The 3403-nt window shown below is 56.9% G+C and carries 2 rRNA genes; both read right to left on the bottom strand.

The window, feature by feature from the left end:
- Positions 1-117 (bottom strand): 5S ribosomal RNA (rrf, locus tag ABEA87_RS42005).
- A gap of 92 nt (positions 118-209) precedes the next feature.
- Positions 210-3325 (bottom strand): 23S ribosomal RNA (locus ABEA87_RS42000).
- Between the last annotated feature and the right edge of the window lie 78 nt (positions 3326-3403).

The raw sequence follows: 3403 nt of genomic DNA, 5'->3' as shown, positions 1-3403 counted from the left end.
GTCCGGCGGCGTCCTACTCTCCCACACCCTCACAAGTGCAGTACCATCGGCGCAGGTGAGCTTAGCTACCGGGTTCGGAATGTAACCGGGCGTTTCCCCACCGCTAAAACCGCCGTAACACTATGAAACTATCAACCAACCCACACCAGGAACAAACCCGGGGGCCCGTGATTGTCTCAGAATCACACAGTGGACGCGAAGCACCTTCGTAAGTCAAGTCCTCGGCCTATTAGTACCAGTCAACTGAACACGTTACCGTGCTTACATATCTGGCCTATCAACCCAGTCGTCTAGCTGGGGGCCTTAACCCACAAGGGTGGGATACCTCATCTTGAAGCAGGCTTCCCGCTTAGATGCTTTCAGCGGTTATCCCTCCCGAACGTAGCTAACCAGCCGTGCCCCTGGCGGGACAACTGGCACACCAGAGGTTCGTCCGTCCCGGTCCTCTCGTACTAGGGACAGCCCTTCTCAAGTATCCTACGCGCACGGCGGATAGGGACCGAACTGTCTCACGACGTTCTAAACCCAGCTCGCGTACCGCTTTAATGGGCGAACAGCCCAACCCTTGGGACCTACTCCAGCCCCAGGATGCGACGAGCCGACATCGAGGTGCCAAACCATCCCGTCGATATGGACTCTTGGGGAAGATCAGCCTGTTATCCCCGGGGTACCTTTTATCCGTTGAGCGACACCGCTTCCACACGCAAGTGCCGGATCACTAGTCCCGACTTTCGTCCCTGCTCGACCCGTCAGTCTCACAGTCAAGCTCCCTTATGTACTTGCACTCAACACCTGATTGCCAACCAGGCTGAGGGAACCTTTGGGCGCCTCCGTTACCTTTTAGGAGGCAACCGCCCCAGTTAAACTACCCACCAGACACTGTCCCTGAACCGGCTCACGGTCCTAAGTTAGAGACCCAGATCAACCAGAGTGGTATTTCAAGATTGCCTCCACAACAACTGGCGTCGCTGCTTCACAGGCTCCCACCTATCCTACACAAGCTAATCCAAGTACCAATGTCAAGCTATAGTAAAGGTCCCGGGGTCTTTCCGTCCTGCCGCGCGTAACGAGCATCTTTACTCGTACTGCAATTTCGCCGGGCCTGTGATTGAGACAGTAGGGAAGTCGTTACGCCATTCGTGCAGGTCGGAACTTACCCGACAAGGAATTTCGCTACCTTAGGATGGTTATAGTTACCACCGCCGTTTACTGGCGCTTAAGTTCTCAGCTTCGCCCCGAAAGACTAACCGGTCCCCTTAACGTTCCAGCACCGGGCAGGCGTCAGTCCATATACGTCGTCTTACGACTTAGCATGGACCTGTGTTTTTAGTAAACAGTCGCTTCCCCCTGGTCTCTGCGGCCAACCCCAGCTCAAGCAGCAAGTGCCATCACCAGAACTGGCCCCCCTTCTCCCTAAGTTACGGGGGCAATTTGCCGAGTTCCTTAACCACAGTTCACCCGATCGCCTCGGTATTCTCTACCTGACCACCTGTGTCGGTTTAGGGTACGGGCCGCTCGGAACTCGCTAGAGGCTTTTCTCGGCAGCATAGGATCACTGACTTCACCTGAATCGGCTCCGTATCACGTCTCACCCACAAATGGTGCGGATTTGCCTACACCACGGGCTACACGCTTACCCCGGCACAACCACCGGCCGGGATCAGCTACCTTCCTGCGTCACCCCATCGCTTGACTACTACCCCCCAAGGCCCCAGCCACAATATTGGCCCCCGAAAGGACCGCCACCGCAGGTGGTTAGTACAGGAAGGTTCATCACGGGCGCTCCTTCGCGGGTACGGGAATATCAACCCGTTGTCCATCGACTACGCCTCTCGGCCTCGCCTTAGGTCCCGACTCACCCAGGGCGGATTAGCCTGGCCCTGGAACCCTTGGTCATCCGGCGGCAGGGTTTCTCACCCTGCTTTCGCTACTCATGCCTGCATTCTCACTCGTGCCCACTCCACAACTCGGTCACCCGGCTGCTTCACAGTTGGCACGACGCTCCCCTACCCACCCACACACCTGCACAACAACCCAAAGGCTGCTGCGAAGTACACGTGTGAGTGCCACAGCTTCGGCGGTGTACTTGAGCCCCGCTACATTGTCGGCGCGGAACCACTTGACCAGTGAGCTATTACGCACTCTTTCAAGGGTGGCTGCTTCTAAGCCAACCTCCTGGTTGTCTCTGCGACCCCACATCCTTTTCCACTTAGCACACGCTTAGGGGCCTTAGCTGGTGATCTGGGCTGTTTCCCTCTCGACTACGAAGCTTATCCCCCGCAGTCTCACTGCCACGCTTTGACTTACCGGCATTCGGAGTTTGGCTGACTTCAGTAAGCTTGTCGGCCCCCTAGGCCATCCAGTGCTCTACCTCCGGCAAGAAACACGCAACGCTGCACCTAAATGCATTTCGGGGAGAACCAGCTATCACGGAGTTTGATTGGCCTTTCACCCCTAACCACAGGTCATCCCCCACCTTTTCAACGGTGGTGGGTTCGGCCCTCCACGCGGTCTTACCCGCGCTTCAGCCTGCCCATGGCTAGATCACTCCGCTTCGGGTCTAGGACACACGACTACAACGCCCTATTCGGACTCGCTTTCGCTACGGCTCCCCCACACGGGTTAACCTCGCCACATGCCACTAACTCGCAGGCTCATTCTTCAAAAGGCACGCCGTCACCTCACCCCAAAGGGCTCAGCTCCGACGGATTGTAAGCAGACGGTTTCAGGTACTATTTCACTCCCCTCCCGGGGTACTTTTCACCTTTCCCTCACGGTACTAGTCCGCTATCGGTCACCAGGGAGTATTTAGGCTTACCAGGTGGTCCTGGCAGATTCACCGCAGATTTCACGAGTCCGCGGCTACTCGGGAAAACGCACAACAGGTCAGAAACTTTCACCTACCGGACTATCACCGTCTACGGCGCCGTTTTCCAACGAACTTCAGCTAGCCTCTGACTTTCTCACTGTTCCGCCGGCGATCAGACCGACACGCACGCTCCCACAACCCCGCACACGCAACCCCTGACCGGTATCACACGTGCACGGTTTAGCCTCATCCGCTTTCGCTCACCACTACTCACGGAATCACTCAATTGTTTTCTCTTCCTGCGGGTACTGAGATGTTTCACTTCCCCGCGTTCCCCCCTCACACCCTATGTGTTCAGGTGGAGGTGACACCACATGACTGGTGCCGGGTTTCCCCATTCGGACACCCTGGGATCACAGCTAGGTTGACAGCTCCCCCAGGCCTATCGCGGCCTCCCACGTCCTTCATCGGCTCCTGGTGCCAAGGCATCCACCGTCTGCCCTCAGCAACTTGACCACAAAGATGCTCGCGTCCACTGTGTAATTCTCAAACAACACGCAACCCCACACCCACCACCCACCACCAACACCCACC

Origin of the sequence: Rugosimonospora acidiphila (assembly GCF_039543385.1) — a bacterium.
Taxonomy (GTDB): domain Bacteria; phylum Actinomycetota; class Actinomycetes; order Mycobacteriales; family Micromonosporaceae; genus Rugosimonospora; species Rugosimonospora acidiphila.
This window is presented reverse-complemented; position numbering and strand designations above follow the sequence as displayed.